The organism is Acinetobacter sp. WCHAc060033 (genome assembly GCF_004209125.1).
GTDB lineage: Bacteria > Pseudomonadota > Gammaproteobacteria > Pseudomonadales > Moraxellaceae > Acinetobacter > Acinetobacter wuhouensis.
This window is the reverse complement of the sequence record NZ_SGSW01000173.1, coordinates 1-623: the sequence shown is the minus strand read 5'-3', so window position 1 is coordinate 623 and position 623 is coordinate 1. Positions and strand designations below refer to the sequence as shown.

1 protein-coding gene is annotated in these 623 nt (G+C 41.6%); it reads left to right on the top strand.

Features of this window, described 5'->3' with window-relative positions; genetic code table 11:
* Positions 1 to 623: histidine kinase dimerization/phospho-acceptor domain-containing protein (locus EXE10_RS21160; protein ID WP_323052842.1), on the top strand; the 623-nt coding region annotated here is incomplete at both ends.

Genomic DNA, 623 nt, shown 5'->3' with positions numbered 1-623 from the left:
GAAACAGCCCATGCTTTACTTTCGACTACTTCAAGTTCACTGGCGGGGCGAATCCCGGATCATACGGTCATCGAGAAAGCTCAAGGGGAGCATTATAATCAGATTATATTCCAGATCTGGCATCGTAATGGCAAGTTGATTTATCGTTCGGTTGGCATTGGCACACATCCGTTTGTCCAGCAAGCCAACTTTGGCTGGATTCAGATTCGTAATAAAACCTATCGCAGTTATTCGGTTTGGGACAGCACCCACACTATACAAGTACAAATTGCACAGGTTTGGACGATCCGTCAGGATATTCAGAGAGATATGTTGTTATTTTTAATAGGGATTTCAGCATTTTTTTTACCATTACTGTCCTGGCTGATTTTACAGATCATACGCAGCCATCTTTCTACTGTGTTCAGCATCAGTCAAAACTTGGAAAAGCAGTCGATTGAGCATTTAAAACCTATTAATCTTGTCGTACCCAAAGAAATCGAACCTTTGGTGAATTCATTAAATACATTATTGAGTGAAATTGCAGAAAGTTTGCAACGTGAAAAACGTTTCACCTCAAATGCAGCTCATGAGTTACGTACACCTCTAGCTGCGATCCGCCTGCATGCACAAGTTTTGCAGAG